We start from the raw sequence: 14,905 nt of genomic DNA on the forward strand, positions 1-14,905 counted from the left end.
AATTATCCTTTTTCTTTATCAGTCTCTTGAATAAATATCTCTCGTATAAACTTTATCTTTTACTTTTTGAAGGTTTTCATCAATTCTGTTTGCAAGTATCACATCTGATTTTTTGGTAAATTCTTCAAAATCACTCACAAATTCAACCCCTTCAATTTCATCACCTTTTGCCATCGGCTCATATATTACAAGTTTTACGAACGGTTTTAGCATTTCCATTACGTCAAATATGGCAGAGCTTCTGAAATTATCACTTCCGGCTTTCATTATAAGTCTGTATACTCCTACAGTACCGGTTGATGGCTGATTGTTGATGGTTGATAGTTTATCAAGCACCCTTTTGGCGATAAACTCTTTTCTTGTTGTATTGCTATCCACAATTGCTTCCATTAATTTTTGAGGAATGTTTTCTATTGTATAATTTGCTACAAGCTGTTTAGTATCTTTTGGCAGGCAATATCCTCCGTATCCGAAGCTTGGATTATTGTAATGGTTACCAATTCTAGGGTCAAGACATACGCCTTCGATTATATCTTTGGTATTAAGATTTTTCATTTCCGCAAAAGTATCTAACTCGTTAAAAAATGAAACCCTCATAGCCAGATATGTATTGGCAAACAATTTAACTGCTTCCGCTTCAGTATTGTTAGTAAACAACAGTGGAATTGTTTCTTTAAAAGCTCCGTCTCTGAGTAAATTTGCAAATATTTCGGCTTTCGTTGATTTTTCTCCTACAATAATTCTGCTTGGATAAAGGCTGTCAAAAAGGGCTTTTCCTTCTCTTAAAAATTCTGGTACGAAGAAAATATTTGGATAATTAAACTCTTTTTTAATTCTCTCAGTATATCCGATTGGAATAGTAGACCTTATAACAATTGTGGCTTTCGGATTTATTTCAATCACGTCTTTTATTACGCTTTCTATTGATTTGGTATTGAAATAATTGGTTACCGGGTCATAATCCGTAGGAGTTGCAACCACCACATATTCAGCACCTTCATATGCTTCTTTTTTATCAGTCGTAGCTTTAAGATTCAAATTTTTTGTCTGGAAAAATTCCGTAATTTCCTTATCTTCAATAGGACTGATTCTTTTATTTATAAGTTCCACTTTTTCAGGAATGATATCAAGTGCCACAACTTCATTATTCTGAGCTAATAAAACCGCATTACTAAGCCCTACGTATCCTGTTCCTCCTATCGCTATTTTCATAAAAATTCCTTTGAATTTAGTTTATTAGTTATTTGTTATTGGTATCATTTTTATTTTTTATGCTTTTTATAAAACCGTTTAGTCTTTTTCCTAAAATTTCCAAACTTTTTATAATATGGTCATATTCATTTTTTTCAATTAAACTTCTCTTATACAGTAAATGAATCCAATGTTTTGATTCCCACAACGACCCTCTTGCATTATAATAAAATTTTACACTATCTTTATAATGAAACCTTCCATAACCCTCTGCAATATTTGCACCGATTGAATCAATGGAACGAATTACCTGAGATCCGATATTATATTTTAAATCATTACTTAAATCCATGTAAATTTGCCAAATTTTATCACTTAATTTCAGAGATAATTTATATACTTCCAGTTTTCCTAATTCCAATATTTTCTCCTAATATACAAATAACCAATATACCAGTCTGCTATTTAACCTCTATTTCATCTTTGATTTTATCAAACGTTTTTTTGCCTATTCCTTTTACTTTCATAATGTCTTCTATTTTTTGAAACGGATGTTTTTTACGGTATTCCATAATAGCTAAGGCTTTTGTATGACCTATACCTTTTAAAGAGTGTAATTCTTGCATTGTTGCCGTATTAATATTGACTTTTGCAAACAAACTTATTACAAATAAAAACAAAATTAAAAACTTTCTCATCCCCGCCCCTTTTAATTTTTATAATTATACCAAACATAAAATTATTAAAATTTAATACAAAAACCCAAAAAGATAAAGAGGAATTTTATTCTCATTACCTGTTTCTATATCATCTACAGCTAAATAAGCATTTTCAATATCTTTAATCTGCTTTTGAGTTTTATTTTTTCCGCCTATTTCAAATATGAATTTATCATCAATAATATAGTCACCCTGTTTTGAATATCTGATTTTATAAGAATTTAATTGAGAAATAAAAAAACTCTCTCTAATTGAACCTTTGTTTTGCTTAGAACACAATGCATTAAAAAGATTTGGATTATCAAGAAGTATTTTATCCGGCTTTTGAAATATTGCATTTCCTTTTTTATTGTAATAAAGAAGATGAATAAGTTTACCTTTATGCAGTGCTTCAATGTAGTTATAAAGTGTCCTTACGTTTATTCCTATCTCTTTTGATAAAGCCGTAACGTTAAAACTTCCCGGAGGGTTTTCGCAAAGGGTTACAAGAAGTTTTTTTAAAATATGAATGTTTTTGATATCAATATTGAATAAATATAATAAATCACTCTCAATCGTTTTATTAATTACTTCTATCAGCTTTAATACAAAACTCTCTTCACTACTCTGTAAAAAAAACGGATAAGCACCGTAAGTCAGATATTCTTCAAAATATTTAAGAGGTTTTATTTTAGAAATTATGTTAAACGCTATTTCTTCATGATTTTCAAGCAGCTCTTTAAGTGAGAAACTTTCAAACTTTTCATTTGTTTTAAGTTCCAAAAACTCCCTGAAAGACAATACTGGAACATCATAAATAACAGCCCGTCTGCTTAAATCTGTATTGCTCATGGCAATTGCTGATGAACCTGAAAATATAACCTTTATATCAAAAAAATCATATATTGTTTTTAATTCTTTTTCAAAATTATTTTTATAATGTATTTCATCAAACGCAATGATTTTAATATCTCTTTTATGTGCTTCTTCCGCTATATCAAGAAGAGTATATTCTTCTGCAATTGGATTATCGAGAGAAATATATAATTTTTCCTTTAAAGGAATGGATAAAGAATTTAAATATTGATGAATAATAGTAGTTTTACCCACACCCTTTGCACCTTTTAGACCAATCATTTTTTCATTAAAATTTATTTTATTAAAGACACTTCTTCTGTATTCAGGTGTATTTGAAGAAAGAAAAAGCAATGAATAGTATTTAATTCTGTCAAACATAGTTATCCCTTGCAGTATAATACAAGGAAATTATACAAAAGTTTGTAGTATAATGCAAACTATTACAATTTCTTCTCCCACTCATATGCCGTTTTGCATATAGTCTCCAAATCGTCGTATTTTGGTTGCCATTTCATTTTTTCTTTTATTTTCGAACTGTCCGCTATAAGCATAGCCGGATCACCTGCTCTTCTCGGTGCTGTTTCTACCTTAAAATCAACTCCGCTTACTTTTTTAACGGTATCAACCACTTCTTTTACGCTTGCTCCACTGCCGTATCCGATATTAAAAATATCACTCTCGTTTTCATCAAGATAATCAACCGCTTTTATATGTGCATCCGCCAGATCCATTACATGTATATAGTCCCTGATACATGTCCCGTCAGGCGTAGGATAATCCGTACCGAATATATACATTCCGTCTCTTTTTCCTACAGCACATTCGCTTGCTACTTTAATCAGATGCGTTGCATTTTTCGTTTTTTGTCCTATACTGAGGTCCGGCGCAGCTCCCGCTACGTTAAAATATCTGAAAATCACATATTTAAATTCAGAATTCGCCTTTGCCGCATCCTGTATTATTTTCTCACTGAACAGTTTGCTCTGTCCGTATGGATTTATAGGTTTTGTTTCAAACTTTTCATTAATTTTACATTCTCCATTATCAATTCTCAATTCATCAAATTTCGGCTCTCCGTATACAGCGGCTGTAGAAGAAAATATAAATTTTTTAACACCGCTTTCGTTTGCAATACGGACTAAATTAGCAGTGTTTGCGGTATTGTTCAGATAATATTTAAGAGGTTTTTCAACGCTTTCAGGCACAATCAGACTTGCCGCGAAATGTATTACAGCGTCAAACTTTTCTTTTTTAAAAATTTCTTCAACTTTATTCCAGTTGCTTAAATCTTCTTTTATAAATTGAAATTTCCTTATTTTTGCCAGCTCTTCAATAGTGGAATCAAACCCTGTAACCAGACTGTCTAACACACTCACTTCATAATCACTGTTTTCCAAAAGCATCTTTACTACATGACTGCCTATATAACCCGCCCCGCCCGTTATTAATATTTTCAATGAATATCCTTTATACATATTGCTTACATATTGCTAGCGTATTAAAATTATATTATAATATTATTACAAAACTTGACATCAAGTCCGCTCCCTCTTTTGAGGGTTAATTAATTTATTTAAATCTTCCTTAATTTTATCAAATTCTTTTTGTGACAACCTACATACGAAATATTTCAGCCTTTTTGCATCAAACAGTCTTATTTGAGAAAGCAGTGCCGTATTTATTTTGTTTTTGAATTTAATTTGAGTATAAAACATTCCCTCTTTTAATGAATTAGTCAGAGGAATGCCTAAAAACGTTTCATTTCCGAATTTTTTATATACTAAAACAGGCCTTAAAAACTCACTGCCTTTACCGTTTTGCTCAAAACCAACATTTTTACCCATATGCACAAAAAATATTTCTCTTTCTTTAAATTTTAACAGTATTTTCTTATTTATTTTTTGTTTTAATTCACACCATTGATAATATTTAAAACTTTCAGCGTTTATTTTCATTGATTCACCCACAATCATTCCGGCTGCAACTGTATTGTTTGTAATTTTATCTATTAAAATAAATGCCCCTGTGTTTTTATTGTCCTCATAAAAATCAAACGCCACTTTTTCGCTCAAATCTATCTGCACTCTTGCTATATCATTAAGTTCAATTGTTTTAGCTTCAAGCTTCTCCCATGTATTTACATCTTTTTTAAATAAAATTTTACTTATCGTTGCATTAGTTTCTTTGGTATAAAGTTTAATATAATACTCCCTATTTTTATACGGTTCTTCATCCATCCATACAATAAAAGCCTCAAAAGAATCGTTAAACCTCGATTCAATTTCATTTTCTTTTACAATCAGGTCTCCTCTACTGATATCAATTTCGTCATTAAGTGTTAATGTGACTGCCATAGGAGCAAAAGCGAAGTCAGTCGATAAACTATAGTCGTTAGATGGCAGCAGTTTTTCATTCCATTTACCGTTATCTATAATTTCTTTAATTGTAGATGTTTTTTGAGAAGGATAAACTTTTATTTTATCCCCCACATTTATTTCTCCACTGGATATAGTACCGCAAAAGCCTCTGAAGTCAAGATTCGGTCTGTTTACATATTGGATTGGAAATCTGAAAGGAGGTTTTAGGTTTTTGGTATTAGGTGTCAGATTAACGGAATCTAAATATGGAAGTAATGGAAGTCCTTTATACCAAGGCATGTTTTTTGAGTTTTCTACTACATTATCCCCTTTAAGCGCACTTATCGGAATAAAATCTATTTTTGCCTGATATTTTTTATATGGAAGGGATTCTCTGAGTTTTTCAAACATTTTTAGGTAGTCGTTAACTATTTTGTCATAAACTTCTTTAGAATAATCAACAAGATCCATTTTATTAATAGCCACTACTATATTTCTGATACCAAGAAGGGTTACCAAAAACGAGTGTCTTCTAGTTTGTGTAAGTACACCTTTTCTTGCATCTATTAATATTACGGCAAGATCTGCCGTTGATGCGCCTGTAACCATGTTTCTTGTATACTGTTCGTGTCCAGGAGTGTCGGCAATAATAAATTTTCTTTTATCTGTTGCAAAGAATCTGTATGCAACGTCTATAGTAATACCCTGTTCCCTTTCACTTTGAAGTCCGTCTATCAAAAGAGCAAAGTCGATTTCTTCGTTTTCAACCGTTCCGTATTTTTTAGTTTCGTTTTTTACAGCCGCAAGCTGGTCTTCGAAAATCATTTTACTGTCGTATAAAAGTCTACCGATTAGTGTCGATTTCCCGTCATCCACACTTCCGCATGTTATGAATCTCAGCATCTCTTTGTTTTCATGTTCTTTGAGGTAATTTTCTATATTGTTCTTAATCTCCTCCATTCTTATTCCTTTAAAAATCTATTTTTCTTTTTTCTTTTCTCTATTGTCTATCGTCTATTGTCTATTTGTCTATTGACTAAAAATACCCTTCTATTTTCTTTTTTTCCATACTACCTTCCTGGTCTTTGTCTATAAGTCTTCCCTGTCGTTCACTTGTTTTGCTAAGAAGCATTTCTTCTATTATTTTTGGAAGTGTATCGGCGTCTGAATTAATAGCCCCGGTTAAAGGATAACATCCAAGTGTTCTGAATCTAACTTTTTCCATTTTGGCTTTTTTTCTAAGCTCTTCCGGCATTCTGTCATCATCAACCATAATTTTTGCACCTTCATATTCAACTACCGGTCTTTCTTTTGCAAAATAAAGTGGCACAATCGGAATATTTTCAAGATATATATATTGCCAAATATCAAGTTCAGTCCAGTTGCTTATAGGAAACACCCTGACACTCTCGCCTTTATGGATATGAGTATTATATAAATTCCAAAGTTCCGGCCTTTGATTTTTAGGGTCCCATCTGTGGTTTTTATCACGGAAACTGAATATTCTCTCTTTCGCCCTACTCTTTTCCTCATCTCTTCTCGCTCCGCCTATTACTGCATCATATCCTCCTGCATTAAGAGCCTGTTTTAGTGCCTGGGTTTTCATAATATCTGTATGAACCTTACTGCCGTGTATAAAAGGATTGATATTCATTTCAATTCCTTCGGGATTCGTATGAACCACTAAATCAAGTCCTAATTCTTTTGCTCTTTTATCTCTAAATTCAATCATTTCCTTGAATTTCCAAAGAGTATCAACATGTAAAAATTTAAAAGGAGGTTTTCCCGGATAAAACGCTTTCATAGCCAAATGCAGCATAACCGAGCTGTCTTTTCCTATGCTGTACATCATAACCGGATTACTAAAATTAGCAGCCACTTCTCTTAAAATATATATACTTTCAGCCTCAAGCTGTTTTAAATGCGTTAGCCTCTTTTTATCTATCATCCTTTTTCCTTATATATTTGTTTTTTATTAAATATTCAATCACTATATCACTTGCTTCATCTACGCTAATATCTACATTTTTTATATGTATTTCAGGATTTATAGGTGACTCATACGGTGAATCTATACCGGTAAAATTTTTAATTTCTCCATTTCTTACTTTTTTATACAGTCCTTTAGGGTCTCTTCTTTCACATTCTTCAATAGGAGTATCAACAAATATTTCTATAAACTCTCCATCTTCTACCAAATTTCCTACAAAATCTCTATCTTTTCTAAAAGGTGAAATAAAAGCCGTTAATACTATTAGTCCGGCATCAACGAAAAGTTTGGCGACTTCCCCTATTCTTCTAATGTTTTCAACTCTGTCTTCTTCACTAAACCCTAAGTCTTTATTCAGACCGTGTCTAATATTGTCTCCGTCAAGCAAATAAGTATAATTTCCATTATTATAAAGTTTTTCTTCAACGGCATTTGCAATAGTGCTTTTACCGCTGCCTGACAGTCCGGTAAACCATAAAATACAAGGCTTTTGTTTTGTAAGCCTGCTTCTTTTTTCTTTTGTTATTTTCGTATCGTGCCAGACAATATTTTTCATTTACACCACCACAAAATATGGATTTAAAAGGTTTTCTTTGTTGTATATGAGAGGTGTTGGGTACTTGGTGTTAGGTGTTTGGTCTTGGGTGTTGGATTTTGGGTATTGGGTATTATTATCTAAGACCTTTGACCATATACCTTCATCATAAATATAAGTCATCTTACCCGCCTCTCTTACAATAGCGTCTGCAGCCGCAGTATCCCATTCCATGGTAGGAGCAATCCTCGGATATATATCCGCGCTTCCGTCTGCCACCATACAAAGTTTTAGACTACTGCCTTTAGATACAAGATTTAAGGTTTCAGGTGTTAGGTATTGGCTTAATTCATTAATGAATTTTTTAGTTTCGTCATTCATATGGGACTTGCTTGCTACAATTTTTAATTCTTCTTTATTTTTTAATATGTTTAATCTCTCTTTTAATGACTTTAGCGATTTTTTTATTTCTATTTTTTCTCCATTTTTATAAGCTCCCTTACCTTTTTGGGCATAATACATTATATCTGTTACCGGAGCATAAACAACACCCAAAACAGGCTCACCATTATGGATAAGAGCAATATTTACCGTAAACTCTCCGTTTTTTTTAATAAATTCTTTTGTCCCGTCAAGAGGATCCACACACCAGTAATATTCCCAGTTTTTTCTTATATCATAAGGTATTTCTTTACCTTCTTCACTTAGTATAGGGAATTTACTGATTTTTTCTAACCCTTCTACTATTATCTCATGAGATTTTTTATCAGCAAGTGTAAGGGGAGATTTATCGTCTTTAAACTCTATTTCAAAACCATTTTTATAAATATTTAATATTTCTTCTCCAGCTTGTTTAGCTATATTTATTAAATAAAAAATTTTCATTATTGCCCGTTATTAATATTTTCAATGAATATCCTTTTTCCTAAATAAAAAATTATATCAAACGCCGTTTATTAAAATAATTAATTTAATCTATCAATATTTTTAATCATAATCAGTATATTGTTTTTTTTATCTTTAAACAAAATTTTTTGACCGTCCGTTTTACAGAAAAATCCTTTCGGACATTTATAGTCTAAAATTTTATCAAAAAAGTCGCTCGGATAACCTTTTGGCAGATATTCTTTAATAAATTTTTCTTTATCCATACATCTGCCGTTAAGACATACAAACGAATTTTTCAGCGTTATTACCACAGGCACGTTTCCGGCCTTGTAAATTGTCAGTTTCTTATATCCGAATCCTTTTTCCAAAAAACCTTCGTCCGCAGCTTTAAATTTCGGTGTTTTTATTACGGCGTATATGGGTGTGGTTTTAGTCGCACAACCGGACATCACAGTGAAAAGTGAAAAACAGAAAGTAAAAAATATGACTTTTTTTATAATTCTCAATTCTAAATTCTCCATTCTCAATTTTACCTTATTCTCTTAATTCTATCTCTTGATAACTTAAAAATAGATGAGGCTTTCCCCTCGAACAGTCCTCTTGAATCTTCCACAATAATATCAACCTGTTCTCTTGCCCAAATTAAGTCAAACTTTTTTCCATGCTGATTCGCCGAAGTCGAATACATCCATTTGAATTTCCTTAAAAATTCCAGATGTCTCTCATCCTTAACCACCCTGTAACTCTCGCCGTTCGGAAAAATAAATGTTGTTTTTTTTGCTCTTCTTATCATTTTTTTATATTTATCCGGAACTCTTGCAAACTCTTTAAGAGTCTTTAAACTGTCCACTTCTCTTAATACAGGCTGGTGCAGAGGCCTGTTTTTAATTTTGTTAAGTTCTGCCCTGTTTTGCGATAAAAAACCAACCGTAGTATCCGTCTGAGTCAGATAGACTTTATTCGGATTCATTATTTTTCCTTAGCAAAATAGCAATTTCGTCCAAATCCCTTGATTCTTTGAGCTTTTGCTCCCTAAGCAGCTTTTTTATCTCCTCCGCCTTGAGATATTTCATTTTTTCATATTCTATATTTGCTTTTTTAAGCTCTTCCAAAAGCTCTTTTTTCCTGCTTTCCAAAACCATTATCTGATTTTTGAGTTTCTGTATTTCCTCCCTTAAAATATGTTGCTGATGTTTTATTTGATTAAGAAGTGCAAAATTTCCTTCTTTTGGAAAAGTAAAAGAAAGAAGAGTTTTGTTGTGCTCTTCTATTGTTGAATTTAGTTTTTGGATTGTTGAGTTTAGTTTTTGAAGATTTCTTTCTATTTTATCGACCGCCTGTTTTTTTACTTTAACAACACTGTCGAATCTGGTTTTCATCTGATTACCGTTGCATTTCTTTCCGCGCCGGTTGAAACGTATTTTATTTTTGTGTCGATATTTTCTTCAATAAATTCAATATATTTCTGAGCGTTTTCAGGTAAATCTTCCCATTTTGTCACTCGGGCACTGCCGTTCCATCCGTCAAGCTCCACATAAACGGGTTTTACCTCATCAAGTTCACTTGGGAAATAGTCTATTTTTTTGCCGTCTATTTCATATCCTACGCATACTTTTACTTTATCAAAACCGTCTAATACGTCAAGTTTCATAATAGCCACTTCGTCACAGCCGTTTAATGTAACAGCGTATCTTGCGGCCACAACGTCAAACCATCCGCATCTTCTGGGTCTTCCTGTAGTTGTTCCGTATTCTCCGCCCTGTTCTCTGATTTTGTCTCCGGCTTCACCGAAATCTTCAGTAGGAAAAGGTCCGTTTCCGACTCTCGTAGTATATGCTTTTGCTATTCCTATTACTTTATTGAGATTTTTAGGAGCAATACCGCTGCCTGTAAGGGCACCGCTTGCAATTGTATTGGAGCTTGTAACATACGGATAAGTTCCGTGGTCTATATCCAAAAGCGTAGCCTGCGCACCTTCAAGGAGCATATTTTTATCCATATTGTCCCAAAGATAATTTGTAGTGTTTACAATAAGTTCTCCCAGCTCGTCCTGCCATTCCTGAAGTTCCGCCCTTAAATCCTCGGCGCTCGGGATTTTAACACCAAGATAATCGAAATAACCTTTATTCATTTCATAATAATGAGTAAGTTTATCTATGAGTTTGTCTATATTTTTAAGTTCGCCCATTCTTACGCCGACTCTTGCTATTTTATCCGCATACGCAGGTCCTATTCCTCTGCCGGTAGTGCCTATTGCGTTTTTGCCTCTTAATTTTTCCCTTGCCTGGTCTATGGCTATGTGATGATCAAGGATCATATGGGCTTTATCTGAAACCAAAAGCTTTTTTTTAATATCATGTCCGAAACTGTTTATCTCTTTAATAAGCTGTTTAGGATAAACAACTACGCCGTTTCCAATAACATTTGTGGCATTAGGATTTAATACACCGCTCGGAAGCAGGTGAAGCGCGTATTTTTTGCCGTTAACCACAACCGTATGCCCCGCGTTATGTCCTCCCTGACTTCGTATTACGATATCATAGTTTTTTGCAACCAGATCAACTATTTTCCCCTTACCTTCATCACCCCACTGAAGTCCGACAATCAAATCAACCATTTATATCCTTTAATAAATTATCCGTATATATTGAAAAACCTACGCTTTTTTCACCTTCGACTATATATTCTCCGCCTTTTGCGTAAACCGTGTTATTTTTAATAAATCTATAAAACACACCTGTATAATATCTGAGATTTGCTACATATAACGGTGCAATTATAGCATTTTCAAAGTTAACGGCTATGTTTTTTAGCTCTTTTAAATGCACTGCTATTTCCTCAGGAAACACACTAAGATCATTTAAATCCTTGATCGTATGCACAGAGGCCAGTTTTTTCAGCCATTCTTCATCGAATTTATAAAGTCTCATCTTTTTTATATCTTCAAGTTCAAGCCCTGTAAGCTCAGCCGCCATTTGAGGTATTTTTATATGTGAAAGCTGAAGCGTGTAGTTTTTACCCAGTCTTTCGAAAATAAGATTGTTTGTTTTTAACGTATCAACCAGATCTCCGCCAAGGCTTTCAGCGCCTATCTGATACATTTCGCTGCTGGGAGCTCTGAATACCGGCTGTATATAAAACCACTTTTTTGCTTCGCTTTTTAATCTTTTAATTACAAGTCTGATAACGTCAATTGAACTGTCTCCCCTTAAAGCAAGACTTCTGTTTTTAGAATCGGTAAATCTGATAAGTTCTTTTTCATCAAGCGCTTCTAACTGGTGATAAGAAAAAAACGGCGTAATAATTTCTTCGTATTCAAGCGTTTCGAAAACTTCCGCCGCTATATTTTCTATTTCCCTTTTTATTTTGGCTTCTTTGCCAAAATATAATTTGGCTCCCTGAGGTATGTCGTGTTTTAATATCATAGTTTCTCTTTAGTGTAAACTTTCACAGCCGTTGCGTCATATTCTCTGATTCCGAGCTCATCCAGAGCAAGCTCTAAAGAATTTAGAATATATTCCATTTTGTAATCTTCTATAATACCCATGTTGTTTATTCTGAACAGTCTGCCTTTCATATGGTCCTGTCCGCCTGCTACGTTTATTTCATATTTCGTTTTAAGAATCTTTCTGATTTCCTCAGCTTTTTCACTGTAAACCGCAGCCATTGATCTTGCCGGATTTTGAGGAAAAATACTTAAACCTAATGCTTCTATTGAAGCAATTAGGGCATTATGTCTTTTTGCGGTATTTTCATAATGTTTTTCAAGCCCTATCTCTTCTAATTTTTTAAGAACTTCGTTTAACGCTATAATAAGCCCCGTTGCCGGAGTAAACGCGGTAGTTCCCTCGCTTTGTTTTTTTATTTCGTTTGCAAGGTTGAAATAAAAGCCTTTTCCGCTTCCGATTCTGTTCATTGCCGCTTCGCTGATTCCAAGCATACTGAGCCCCGGAGGCAGCATAAACGCTTTTTGGCTTCCTCCGACTACGATATCTATATTGCTAGTATCCAGATCTTCCACTCCAAGAGCGGTAATACCGTCGGCAACCACTATAATATCCGGATTTATAAGCTTGATTTCCGCCGCTATTTCTTCTACAGGGTGTCTTAGTCCACCGGCGCTCTCGCTTATCTGAATAAAAAACGTATCAATAGAACTGTCTTCTTTTATTGCAGCAATTACATCGTCAACGGCTGCCGGTGTATCCCAGTCATATTTTATTTCGCTGAACTCTATACCGTGGGCTTTAGCTATTTTACCCCATCTTTCACCAAACTTGCCGGCGTTTATCGTAAGGGCTTTGCTTTTTACCGTATTGATTAGAGCAGCTTCCATGGCTCCAGTTCCGGAAGAGCTTAAAAATACATTGTATGGCAGTTTGGTAATATTTTTAAATCTGCTCAGCGTATCAAGCAGTATTTCTTTAAATTCAGGCGTTCTGTGATGAATTGTGTCTTTTAAATAAGTCTCCCTCACAAAATAGGGAATTTCAACTGGTCCCGGAGTCGCTAATATCATTTTTCAATCCTTTTTATAATTGCATCTGCGTCAAATCCGAAATGTTTATATACTTCGCTTCCTTTTCCGCTTGCACCGAATGTATCCATTCCGATTACTTCATCCGCATATTTATACCATTCAAACCCTCTGTTTGCTTCTATTGCTATCACTCTTCCTTTGAAAAGAGATTTTTTAAATTCATCTGACTGCTCGTCTAACAAATCAAAACACGGAACGCTTACAACTCTTGCTTCAAGCCTCTTAGCGACTTCTACGGCAAGATTTACTTCACTTCCGCTTGCAACAAGCGTAATATCGGCGTTTCCTTCTCTTAAAACATATGCGCCTTTGCTTAAATCTATATCTTTTGGAGTAATATTTCTAAGTCCCTGTCTGCTTAGCGCAAACACTACCGGAGCATCGATATTTAAAGCCGCTTTCCATGAATTTACGTTTTCATTCGCATCTGCCGGTCTGAATACATACAGATTCGGAACGGCTCTTAGAGACGTAATATGTTCAACCGGTTCGTGAGTAGGCCCGTCTTCGCCTACAACTATGCTGTCATGTGTGAATATCCAGTAGTTTTTATGGCTGCTGAGAGCCGCAATTCTAAGAGCACCTCTTAAATAATCGCTGAATACCAAAAACGTAGCCGCAAAAGGCAGGAAGCCGTACGCGCTGAACGCATTCGTAATAGCCGCCATTGCATGCTCTCTGATTCCGAAATGAATATTTCTTCCGTGAGGAAAATCGTCTTCGCCTTTAAGGGTTGTGTTGTTTGAAGGTGCCAGATCCGCACTTCCACCCAAGAAACTAGGCACTGCTTTTGCTATGGCGTTTAAAATTTCTCCGTTGCTTTTTCTGGTGGCTATACTTGCGCCTTCTTCGAACTCAGGCCACTCTATTTTGCTGAAGTCTTTTTCAAAAAACGCTTTAATTTCACCTAAATTAGCTTGTTTATTGAATTCTGCTTCTAAAAGCTCCCCTCTTTCTTTTACACATCTGAATCTGACTAATACATCATCAGGAACTACAAAAGTTTTTTCAGGATCAAAGCCTGCCGCTTCTTTTGATTTTTTAATTACATCCTCGCCTAAAGGCGCCCCATGAGTTTTTTCACTTCCTTCAAGTCCTACCGCTCCTCTTGCTATTACGGTTTTTGCGATAATTAAAGTAGGCCTTCCGTCACTGTTTTTTGCTTCTTTGAGTTTATTTTCAATATCTTCATAATCGTGTCCGTTCATTTCAAGAACTCTGAATCCCTGGGATTCGAATCTTTCTCTTACATCTTCTTCAAAAGCGATAGTCACTTCACCTTCGATTGATATGTTGTTGCTGTCGTATATAATAATCAGATCTTCAAGTTTATGTTTTCCGGCCAAAGAACACGCTTCGTATGAAATACCCTCTTCCAGGTCTCCGTCACCGCAGAAACACCATACTTTATGATCTATTTCCGGAAATTTTTTAGAAACAAATTTTTTAGCCATTGCAAAACCTACGGCATTTGCCACACCTTGCCCTAAAGGCCCGGTTGTTACTTCAATACCCGGTGTGTGTCCGTATTCCGGATGTCCCGGAGTTTTGCTTCCTAGCTGTCTGAAGTTTTTAAGATCTTCAAGACTCAAGTCATATCCCCAAAGATGTAAAAGAGAATAAATAAGAGGTGTAGCATGTCCTCCCGAAAACACAACCCTGTCTCTGTTTACAAAATCCGGATTATGAGGTGTAACGTTAACAATTTCGCTAAAAACCGTCATAACGTCAGCTAATCCCAAAGCTGCACCCGGATGCCCTGAATTTGCCTTTTGCACCATATCAGCTGCCAAAAACCTTATCGTATCCGCCATTTTTTTTCTAAGTTCCATTATGTCTGCTCCTTGT

Annotated in this window: 16 protein-coding genes and 1 pseudogene; all 17 read right to left on the minus strand. The window is 34.5% G+C overall.

Annotated elements, in window-relative coordinates; genetic code table 11:
• Positions 1 to 18: 18 nt before the first annotated feature.
• The 17 genes and pseudogenes from C3L23_RS08610 to tkt all read right to left on the minus strand — a co-directional run bounded on the left by C3L23_RS08610 (position 19) and on the right by tkt (position 14,889).
• The gene (locus C3L23_RS08610; protein ID WP_127681799.1) at positions 19 to 1,212 is read right to left on the minus strand and encodes a nucleotide sugar dehydrogenase; all 1,194 of its coding nucleotides are present in this window, start codon (positions 1,210 to 1,212) and stop codon (positions 19 to 21) included.
• A gap of 28 nt (positions 1,213 to 1,240) precedes the next feature.
• On the minus strand, positions 1,241 to 1,612 hold the full coding sequence (locus tag C3L23_RS08615) for a four helix bundle protein (protein ID WP_127681801.1): 372 nt from the start codon (positions 1,610 to 1,612) through the stop codon (positions 1,241 to 1,243).
• A gap of 40 nt (positions 1,613 to 1,652) precedes the next feature.
• On the minus strand, positions 1,653 to 1,889 hold the full coding sequence (locus tag C3L23_RS08620; protein WP_127681803.1) for a DUF655 domain-containing protein: 237 nt from the start codon (positions 1,887 to 1,889) through the stop codon (positions 1,653 to 1,655).
• 51 nt (positions 1,890 to 1,940) lie between these two features.
• Complete coding sequence (locus C3L23_RS08625) at positions 1,941 to 3,125, minus strand: ATP-binding protein (protein ID WP_127681804.1); 1,185 nt, start codon at positions 3,123 to 3,125, stop codon at positions 1,941 to 1,943.
• A gap of 62 nt (positions 3,126 to 3,187) precedes the next feature.
• Positions 3,188 to 4,204, minus strand: coding sequence for a UDP-glucose 4-epimerase GalE (galE, locus tag C3L23_RS08630; protein ID WP_127681806.1), 1,017 nt, complete (start codon positions 4,202 to 4,204; stop codon positions 3,188 to 3,190).
• A 78-nt stretch (positions 4,205 to 4,282) separates the two neighbouring features.
• Positions 4,283 to 4,597 (minus strand): type II toxin-antitoxin system PemK/MazF family toxin, encoded by a 315-nt coding sequence (locus C3L23_RS09725; RefSeq protein WP_371264363.1) that lies wholly within the window; start codon positions 4,595 to 4,597, stop codon positions 4,283 to 4,285.
• 21 nt (positions 4,598 to 4,618) lie between these two features.
• A pseudogene (gene cysN, locus C3L23_RS08635) lies at positions 4,619 to 6,064 on the minus strand (sulfate adenylyltransferase subunit CysN); the annotation flags it as partial.
• Positions 6,065 to 6,140: 76 nt separating this feature from the next.
• Positions 6,141 to 7,052 (minus strand): sulfate adenylyltransferase subunit CysD, encoded by a 912-nt coding sequence (gene cysD / locus C3L23_RS08640; RefSeq protein WP_127681810.1) that lies wholly within the window; start codon positions 7,050 to 7,052, stop codon positions 6,141 to 6,143.
• Positions 7,042 to 7,650 (minus strand): adenylyl-sulfate kinase, encoded by a 609-nt coding sequence (cysC, locus tag C3L23_RS08645; RefSeq protein WP_127681812.1) that lies wholly within the window; start codon positions 7,648 to 7,650, stop codon positions 7,042 to 7,044. Before cysC ends, cysD begins: the two co-directional genes overlap by 11 nt.
• Positions 7,651 to 8,514 carry a 3'(2'),5'-bisphosphate nucleotidase CysQ gene (cysQ, locus tag C3L23_RS08650; protein ID WP_127681814.1) on the minus strand — a complete coding sequence of 288 codons (864 nt, stop codon included), beginning with the start codon at positions 8,512 to 8,514 and terminating at the stop codon, positions 7,651 to 7,653.
• A gap of 80 nt (positions 8,515 to 8,594) precedes the next feature.
• Complete coding sequence (locus tag C3L23_RS08655) at positions 8,595 to 8,966, minus strand: hypothetical protein (RefSeq protein ID WP_246831062.1); 372 nt, start codon at positions 8,964 to 8,966, stop codon at positions 8,595 to 8,597.
• A gap of 80 nt (positions 8,967 to 9,046) precedes the next feature.
• On the minus strand, positions 9,047 to 9,487 hold the full coding sequence (locus tag C3L23_RS08660) for a Sua5/YciO/YrdC/YwlC family protein (protein WP_127681816.1): 441 nt from the start codon (positions 9,485 to 9,487) through the stop codon (positions 9,047 to 9,049).
• Positions 9,474 to 9,896, minus strand: a complete 423-nt coding sequence (locus tag C3L23_RS08665) for a flagellar export protein FliJ (protein WP_127681818.1) — start codon at positions 9,894 to 9,896, stop codon at positions 9,474 to 9,476. The genes C3L23_RS08660 and C3L23_RS08665 overlap by 14 nt, the downstream gene beginning before the upstream one ends.
• On the minus strand, positions 9,893 to 11,134 hold the full coding sequence (locus C3L23_RS08670; protein ID WP_127681819.1) for an adenylosuccinate synthase: 1,242 nt from the start codon (positions 11,132 to 11,134) through the stop codon (positions 9,893 to 9,895). The genes C3L23_RS08665 and C3L23_RS08670 overlap by 4 nt, the downstream gene beginning before the upstream one ends.
• The gene (locus C3L23_RS08675) at positions 11,127 to 11,942 is read right to left on the minus strand and encodes an ATP phosphoribosyltransferase regulatory subunit (protein WP_127681821.1); all 816 of its coding nucleotides are present in this window, start codon (positions 11,940 to 11,942) and stop codon (positions 11,127 to 11,129) included. The genes C3L23_RS08670 and C3L23_RS08675 overlap by 8 nt, the downstream gene beginning before the upstream one ends.
• The gene (locus C3L23_RS08680; protein WP_127681823.1) at positions 11,939 to 13,036 is read right to left on the minus strand and encodes an alanine--glyoxylate aminotransferase family protein; all 1,098 of its coding nucleotides are present in this window, start codon (positions 13,034 to 13,036) and stop codon (positions 11,939 to 11,941) included. The genes C3L23_RS08675 and C3L23_RS08680 overlap by 4 nt, the downstream gene beginning before the upstream one ends.
• Positions 13,033 to 14,889, minus strand: a complete 1,857-nt coding sequence (tkt, locus tag C3L23_RS08685; protein ID WP_127681825.1) for a transketolase — start codon at positions 14,887 to 14,889, stop codon at positions 13,033 to 13,035. The genes C3L23_RS08680 and tkt overlap by 4 nt, the downstream gene beginning before the upstream one ends.
• Positions 14,890 to 14,905: the final 16 nt, after the last annotated feature.

Origin of the sequence: Nautilia sp. PV-1 (assembly GCF_004006315.1) — a bacterium.
Lineage (GTDB): Bacteria > Campylobacterota > Campylobacteria > Campylobacterales > Nautiliaceae > Nautilia > Nautilia profundicola_A.

Excerpts from the sequence above, each read along its gene's own strand:
- C3L23_RS08610 (WP_127681799.1), bottom strand. The coding sequence starts at position 1,212 with ATGAAAATAGCGATAGGAGGAACAGGATACGTAGGGCTTAGTAATGCG.
- C3L23_RS08620 (WP_127681803.1), bottom strand. The coding sequence starts at position 1,889 with ATGAGAAAGTTTTTAATTTTGTTTTTATTTGTAATAAGTTTGTTTGCA.
- C3L23_RS08625 (WP_127681804.1), bottom strand. The coding sequence starts at position 3,125 with ATGTTTGACAGAATTAAATACTATTCATTGCTTTTTCTTTCTTCAAAT.
- cysD (WP_127681810.1), bottom strand. The coding sequence starts at position 7,052 with ATGATAGATAAAAAGAGGCTAACGCATTTAAAACAGCTTGAGGCTGAA.
- cysC (WP_127681812.1), bottom strand. The coding sequence starts at position 7,650 with ATGAAAAATATTGTCTGGCACGATACGAAAATAACAAAAGAAAAAAGA.
- cysQ (WP_127681814.1), bottom strand. The coding sequence starts at position 8,514 with ATGAAAATTTTTTATTTAATAAATATAGCTAAACAAGCTGGAGAAGAA.
- C3L23_RS08655 (WP_246831062.1), bottom strand. The coding sequence starts at position 8,966 with ATGTCCGGTTGTGCGACTAAAACCACACCCATATACGCCGTAATAAAA.
- C3L23_RS08660 (WP_127681816.1), bottom strand. The coding sequence starts at position 9,487 with ATGAATCCGAATAAAGTCTATCTGACTCAGACGGATACTACGGTTGGT.
- C3L23_RS08665 (WP_127681818.1), bottom strand. The coding sequence starts at position 9,896 with ATGAAAACCAGATTCGACAGTGTTGTTAAAGTAAAAAAACAGGCGGTC.
- C3L23_RS08670 (WP_127681819.1), bottom strand. The coding sequence starts at position 11,134 with ATGGTTGATTTGATTGTCGGACTTCAGTGGGGTGATGAAGGTAAGGGG.
- C3L23_RS08675 (WP_127681821.1), bottom strand. The coding sequence starts at position 11,942 with ATGATATTAAAACACGACATACCTCAGGGAGCCAAATTATATTTTGGC.
- C3L23_RS08680 (WP_127681823.1), bottom strand. The coding sequence starts at position 13,036 with ATGATATTAGCGACTCCGGGACCAGTTGAAATTCCCTATTTTGTGAGG.
- tkt (WP_127681825.1), bottom strand. The coding sequence starts at position 14,889 with ATGGAACTTAGAAAAAAAATGGCGGATACGATAAGGTTTTTGGCAGCT.